Source organism: Lentzea sp. NPDC036949 (assembly GCF_055608075.1).
The window spans coordinates 85,709-91,708 of the sequence record NZ_JBVJRA010000023.1 but is presented as its reverse complement, the minus strand read 5'-3'; the positions used below and the strand labels follow the sequence as shown (position 1 = coordinate 91,708).

The window sequence follows — 6,000 nt, the reverse complement described above, 5'->3', positions numbered from 1 at the left end:
CGCACAGCACCTGCCGGTCCGGCACCCTCTTACGACCAGGATTACGCGGCCTGCGCGGCACCACCGGCAGTAACGGCTCGATCCGCTCCCACAGACCGTCCGAGACGATCCACGGCGGCGACTGACCCCTCTTCACGGTCAAACATGATCCACATCCGACATGCTGCACACCACCACGTTGATCATTCTGTTAGGACCTCGAAGTGGGGTCACCGGGCGGTCGCCGAGATCGACCTGGGACTGTCGCGCTGGTCGGACGACCCGGCGCACGTCATCGGCGTGGTGCGCAACCTCCTGCTGCTGGAGGACGCAGATGCCGCTCCCGACGCGGTGTTCGCCCGCGGTGCCGCCGAGGCCGAGGCGATGATCGAGACGCTGGCGCGGCGCTCGTGGGGCCGCGGCTGGTTCGTGCGCTTCGCGTTGCGCCGCACGAGGGTGCTCGCCGGTCTGCGGGAGCACCCGAAGTACCTGGTGATCACCCTGTTCGGTGTGCTGCGCGAGCGGATCACCCGAGCCGGGGAGGACCTGGTGGCGCAGGGCCGGCTCCGGGCCGCCGACGACGTGTTCTTCCTGAACTTCGAGGAACTGCGTTCCACGCAGGGTGATCTGCGCGAGGTCGTCGCCCGCCGGCGCGAGGTGTACGACCGTGAGATGCGGCGCCGGCACATCCCGCGCGTGCTGCTCTCCGACGGCACCGACGCCGAAGCCGTGCACCACGGCACCGCGGTGGAAGGTGACCTCGTCGGCACACCGGCGTCGGCGGGTACCGTCACCGGAGCCGCGCGCGTCGTGATGGACCCCGTCGGCGCACACCTCGAACCCGGCGAGATCCTCGTGGCGCCGTCGACGGACCCCGGCTGGACGCCCTTGTTCCTCACGGCGGGCGGGCTCGTGATGGAGATGGGCGGCGCGAACTCGCACGGCGCCGTCGTGGCCCGCGAGTACGGCATCCCCGCCGTGGTCGGTGTGCGCGAGGCCGTGACGCGGATCAGGACCGGTGACCGCATCACGGTCGACGGCAGCACCGGCGCGGTGACCACGCCAGGCTGAGGGCGACGAACAGCGCTGCCACCGGCCGTTGACACGTCGCCGCGGCGCCCGGACGCGTAATCTCGGGGTCGTGGCCGACTCCAAGGGTGAGCTGAGCAAGGCTCAGCAGGGCATCGCCGACTACCTGCTGCGCGCCGGTGTGGACGGGTTCGGCCCGTTCAAGAGCGCTCGCGAAGCCGCGACCGACGCCCTGGCGAAGAAGGGCGACGAGACCGCCGCGGTCCGGCACCTGATCCGCACGCACGTGGCGCTGGCCGGTGCGCAGGGGTTCATCACGAACCTCGGCGGGCTGATCACGTTGCCGATCTCGCTGCCGTCCAACGTCGCGGCCGCGTACGTGATCCAGACGCACCTCATCGCGTCGATCGCGTCTTTGCGCGGCCACGACGTGGACAGCGAAGAAGTGCAGACGGCCATCCTGCTGTGCCTGCTCGGCAATGCCGGAACCGAACTGTTCAAAAAGGTCGGCATCAAGCAGTTCACGAAGAAGGCCGCCTCGGCGCTCATCACAAAATACGGTACAAAAAAGCTCGGTTCGGTCGTCGTGAAGGGCGTTCCGGTCCTGGGCGGAGTCATCGGCGGTGGCGTCGACGCCGCTTCCACCAGGGCGGTCGGCGCGTTCGCGAACCGCTATTTCACCCAGACGGACCGCGAGCACCCGTTGCCGAGCGTCATCGACGGTGAGGTGCTGTCCGTGGAGATCGAGGAAGCGGGCGGAACGGCCGAGTCGCGGTAGTCGTCAGCTGAGCCGGTCGAGTGTCGAGGTGAACGCGTCCGGTGAGATCTGCACACCGCCGCTGAACGGGTTCTGCAACTGATGTATCGCGAACAGCAGCAGCACCAGCGTCGAGCTCAGCGTGACCGTGATGAGCAGCTGTGACACCAGGTTCGGGCCACCGAACAGGTACGGGAACAGCAGCGACAGGCCGGTGCCGATGAGCAGCGCGAGCCAGACGACGGGGTTGACGCCGCCGTCGGCCGCGTCGACGCGCTCCTGGCGGGCCTGGTAGACCTCCCACAGCTGGTTCGCGGCCTCGGTCTTGCGGTCCTCCTGCCAGCCGCCGTCCGGCGCGGTCGCCGCGATGGTGTCCCGCAGCTGGTTGAGGGTGTTCCAGCCCTTGCCGTCGACGTTCTCGCCCTCGCGCATCTTCGGCCACTCCTCGTCGACGACGGTCTGCACGTAGCTGCGGACCAGCTGGTCGACACGGGACTTCGCCGGCTCGGGCAGCGAGCCGGTCGACCAGGTGACGGCGACCAGCGCGTTGGCCTCCTTCTGCACCTGCTCCTCGGCGGCGTTGGCCGCGTCGAACAGGGAGATGAGGATGAACGCGGTCAGCACCGCGTGCAGGCCGGCGACGATGCTGAACACCGAGCCGCCGACAGCGAGGTTCTTCTCGCCGACCTCCTCCGAGTTGAACCGGCGCGTGAAGACGACGATGACGGACGAGACCACGGCCGCGCCGAGAACCCAGAGCAGACCGGACACGTAAATACTCAATTCGGCCCCTTTCTGGTGTGGGATTAGACCACGGTCTACTGTGGCCGGTACAGCGCGGTCCGGTCACGAGCAATGGTCAGGTGGGAATGCGCGGCAACAGCAGAATTACCCGGTTGTCGTATCAAGCTGCTCCATTCCGGTGGAGCAGGAATGCGTTCGCCCTGGGTGGCGTCACCGCTCTTCTCGCGCTTTCCACCCCGCTCACCAGCGCTGTTGCCCAAGCCGCACCGGTGGCGTGCGACGCGTTCCAGGTCCGCGCGGTTCACCGTGGTGGGTGGTCGACGCTCACGCGGCTCGACGTGTCATCCGGTGGGGTGACCCCGGTAGCGCGAATCGACTACTCGGTGAATGCGTTGGGTTATTCCTCCGTGCTGGGCCGCTTGGTCGGTCTCACCTCGAAGGGCCACCACAGCTGGATGCATCCCACGCACGTCGTGCTCATCGACACCAAAGGCGTGGTCAACGATCTCGGGCCGGTCGTGGCGCCGTGGTTCCGCACTGACGACGTGTCCGCGGGCGCGGTCGTGGGGACGACGTTCTACGTGCGCGACAACGCCCGGTTGCACGCGATCGACATCGACCCGGCGAGCGCGTCCTACCTGCGGATCGTGCGGTCGGTGGCGCTGGACTGGCCGGCGCTCGCGCTGGACGACTTCACCCCCGGACCCGGCGGCGGGCTGACCGGGGTCTCGGCGGCGGGCCACGGACCGGGCGAGGTCGTGACGTTCGACCCGGTGTCGGGGCGGTCGGTGCGGCGGGCCGAGGTGGCGGGGCTGCCCGGCAAGTCGACCTACGGTGCCGTCGCGATCGACTCGGCGGGCACGATCTACGCGGTGAACAACGGCTACAAAGGCCGCAGCCGCGTCTACCGGATCGCGGACGGTGCCGCCGTGGAGCTGTCCACCGACCAGCCGTTCGGCCTGATCGACGGGGCCGGGTGCCTGCCCGCGCCGATGCCACCGCAGGTGGTACCGCCCACGCCGAAGCCGGACGTCCCACCGGCGCCCGCACCTGTTCCCGTTGTGCCGCCCTGGGTGTCGACGCCCGCCCCGGTTCCGGCTGCACCGGTCGCCCCCGCCGTCCCGCCCGCCGCGGTGGTGCCATCCGCACCTGCACCCTCGCCGCAGCCGGTCCCGGTACGCGCGGCGCGGCGGGAACCGCAGTCCCGTGCGGAGCTCCCGCTCGACCCGAAGACCACGCCGATGACCAAGTCCCGCAAGTGGGCGATCGTCACGGTTGTCCTGGTGATGCTGGGGGCCGGAGCGGCCGCCGCACGCGCCCGCGGATAAATCGGTTGGCGGCGCCGGTCGGCGCCGCTACCGTTGCCGTCATGCTCATCATCTGAGAAGCCCCGCAGCGCTTCCGCCGCTGCCGCGTGTGCTCTTGGTGACCCTTCTCGCGGGTCCTTTTCCACGGCTGTCGTTTCCGCCGTGCCCTTGCACGCCCTCGTCACAGAGGAGGCTTTCGCATGCCTGCTGCCACCCCGCCCTCGAACCGAGCCGCTCGCCGCGCCCAGAAGCGCGGCCAGCAGCCGGCCGAGCAGAACACCCGGTTCGCGTTGCCCCAGCAACGGGTTCCGGTGGTCCCGCCGCGCCAGTTCGCCGCCCGTCGCCGCGGATCCGCGTAGCCGACGCCCGAACCGGTGCGGCCACGGCAGGGGGACGCGTGTTGCTCGTGTCCCCCTGCTCCCTTCGTGGGACGATCTCCCGTTCTGTCCGGATCCGCTCTAGCCTGAGGTGCTACCGGACCGACAGGATCGGAGGCGCCTGATGAGGATCGCTGACGTGTTGCGGACCAAGGGCTCTGCGGTTGCGACCATCGCCCCGGACGCACCGGTGTCCGATCTCCTCAGAACACTCGCGGAGCACAACGTCGGCGCCATCGTGGTCGTCGGCCCGTCCGGTGTCGTGGGCATCGTGTCGGAACGCGACGTCGTGCGCCGGCTGCACGAAACCGGTGCCGGCCTGCTGAACTCGCCGGTGTCGTCGATCATGACCGCTGAGGTCTTCACGTGCACGCCTTCGGACACAGTGGACAGTTTGACCGTCGTGATGACCGAACGGCGGTTCCGCCACGTTCCCGTTGTGGCAGAAGGGGAACTGGTCGGCATCGTGTCCATCGGCGACGTCGTGAAGAGCCGCATCGGCCAGTTGGAACAGAGCCAGGACCAGCTCCAGGCCTACATCGCCCAGGGCTGACCTCACCGGGCTCGGCCCTCACTAGGCTCAGCCGGGTGAAGCCTTCTCCCGGCAAGCCCGAACTGGTCGAGGTCGCGCCGTCCGTCCACGCCTACGTCCAGCCCGACGGGTCCTGGATGATCAACAACACCGGTGTCGTCGTCGGCTCCGACGGCACGCTGCTGCTCGTCGACACCACGTCCACCGAGGCCCGCAACCGCGCGTTGCTCGCCTCGGTGGCGACGGTGTCCGACGCCGCACCCAGCTACGTCGTGAACACCCACCACCACGGCGACCACACGTTCGGCAACTGGCTGGTCCCCTCGTCGACGGTGATCGTCGCCCACGACGCCTGCCGCGAAGAGGTGCTCTCCGCTGGCCTGCTCGCAGCGCAGGTGCTGACCGGCCCGGACTACGGCCACCTCGAAGTGCGCCCGCCGTCGCTCACCTACACCGCGTCCCTGACGCTGCACCTCGGCGACCGCGTCGTCGAGCTGCACCACCCCGGTCCCGCCCACACCCGCGGCGACACCGTCGTGTGGCTGCCCGCCGAGCGCGTGCTGTTCACCGGTGACCTGGTGTTCGCGGGCGGCCAGCCGTTCCTCGCGGAGGGCAGCATCAGCGGTTACCTGTCGGCCCTGGAGTTCCTGCGCGCGTTCGACGCCGAGGTCCTCGTGCCCGGCCACGGCCCGCTGCTGCGCGGCGCCGACATCATCCGCGTCCTCGACGACCTCGTCGCCTACACGACGTACCTGTCCGAGCTCGCCGCCACCGGTCACGCCGCCGGACGCGCCCCTCTGCAGGTCGTCCAGGACGCGGGCCCGTCCCGCTTCTCGTCGTGGCAGGAGTCCGAACGACTCGTCGGCAACCTCCACCGCGCGTACCACGAGCTCGACGGCAAACCGCTCTCCGAACGCCTCGAACTGCTCCGCGTCTGGCAGGACATGACCATCCTCCACGGCGGCCCCATCACCTGCCACGCTTAGCTCGCGACCGATGTATCACCTTCACCACCCCGCCCTCACCTGCTGCTTAGCAATGAGTCTTTGGACGACGACGTCCAAAGACTCATTGCAAAAGCGGTTTTCACGTTTGTGCGGTCTCAACGACCTGCTTGAGCACGCGAGGACGCTCTTCCAAGGCGCGTCGACCTTGTCGAGCCGCTCGGCGCTCTCCGTCCAGCCGGAGCTGCGCAACGTGACGCGCGGTACCGCTGGCGCCCTCAGGTGATTGCTCCGCTGCCGGCCCCCGGCTCCACGAGCACGCCGAGGATCG

7 protein-coding genes are annotated in these 6,000 nt (G+C 69.2%); 6 read left to right on the top strand and 1 reads right to left on the bottom strand.

Features of this window, described 5'->3' with window-relative positions; genetic code table 11:
* Positions 1-144: 144 nt before the first annotated feature.
* Positions 145-1,050: a PEP-utilizing enzyme gene (locus ACZ7CD_RS37685; RefSeq protein WP_470380756.1), complete on the top strand. Its 906-nt coding sequence runs from the start codon at positions 145-147 to the stop codon at positions 1,048-1,050.
* A 70-nt stretch (positions 1,051-1,120) separates the two neighbouring features.
* Positions 1,121-1,786: an EcsC family protein gene (locus ACZ7CD_RS37680; RefSeq protein WP_360398438.1), complete on the top strand. Its 666-nt coding sequence runs from the start codon at positions 1,121-1,123 to the stop codon at positions 1,784-1,786.
* Between the two features lie 3 nt (positions 1,787-1,789).
* Here the strand turns inward: ACZ7CD_RS37680 and ACZ7CD_RS37675 are convergent, their stop codons facing one another.
* Positions 1,790-2,548: a bestrophin-like domain gene (locus ACZ7CD_RS37675; RefSeq protein WP_360398436.1), complete on the bottom strand. Its 759-nt coding sequence runs from the start codon at positions 2,546-2,548 to the stop codon at positions 1,790-1,792.
* Between the two features lie 86 nt (positions 2,549-2,634).
* Between ACZ7CD_RS37675 and ACZ7CD_RS37670 the strand changes: the two genes are divergently transcribed.
* The 4 genes from ACZ7CD_RS37670 to ACZ7CD_RS37655 all read left to right on the top strand — a co-directional run bounded on the left by ACZ7CD_RS37670 (position 2,635) and on the right by ACZ7CD_RS37655 (position 5,711).
* Positions 2,635-3,837, top strand: a complete 1,203-nt coding sequence (locus ACZ7CD_RS37670) for a DUF6923 family protein (RefSeq protein ID WP_470375956.1) — start codon at positions 2,635-2,637, stop codon at positions 3,835-3,837.
* A 179-nt stretch (positions 3,838-4,016) separates the two neighbouring features.
* A complete protein-coding gene (locus ACZ7CD_RS37665) occupies positions 4,017-4,175 on the top strand; it encodes a hypothetical protein (protein ID WP_360398432.1) in 159 nt (52 codons plus the stop codon).
* Positions 4,176-4,317: 142 nt separating this feature from the next.
* On the top strand, positions 4,318-4,746 hold the full coding sequence (locus ACZ7CD_RS37660) for a CBS domain-containing protein (protein ID WP_470380755.1): 429 nt from the start codon (positions 4,318-4,320) through the stop codon (positions 4,744-4,746).
* A 35-nt stretch (positions 4,747-4,781) separates the two neighbouring features.
* Positions 4,782-5,711 carry an MBL fold metallo-hydrolase gene (locus ACZ7CD_RS37655; RefSeq protein ID WP_470380754.1) on the top strand — a complete coding sequence of 310 codons (930 nt, stop codon included), beginning with the start codon at positions 4,782-4,784 and terminating at the stop codon, positions 5,709-5,711.
* Positions 5,712-6,000: the final 289 nt, after the last annotated feature.

Bases quoted from the DNA above. Each gene is read 5' to 3' on its own strand.
- ACZ7CD_RS37670 (WP_470375956.1), top strand. From the start codon at position 2,635: ATGCGCGGCAACAGCAGAATTACCCGGTTGTCGTATCAAGCTGCTCCA.
- ACZ7CD_RS37685 (WP_470380756.1), top strand. From the start codon at position 145: ATGATCCACATCCGACATGCTGCACACCACCACGTTGATCATTCTGTT.
- ACZ7CD_RS37660 (WP_470380755.1), top strand. From the start codon at position 4,318: ATGAGGATCGCTGACGTGTTGCGGACCAAGGGCTCTGCGGTTGCGACC.
- ACZ7CD_RS37665 (WP_360398432.1), top strand. From the start codon at position 4,017: ATGCCTGCTGCCACCCCGCCCTCGAACCGAGCCGCTCGCCGCGCCCAG.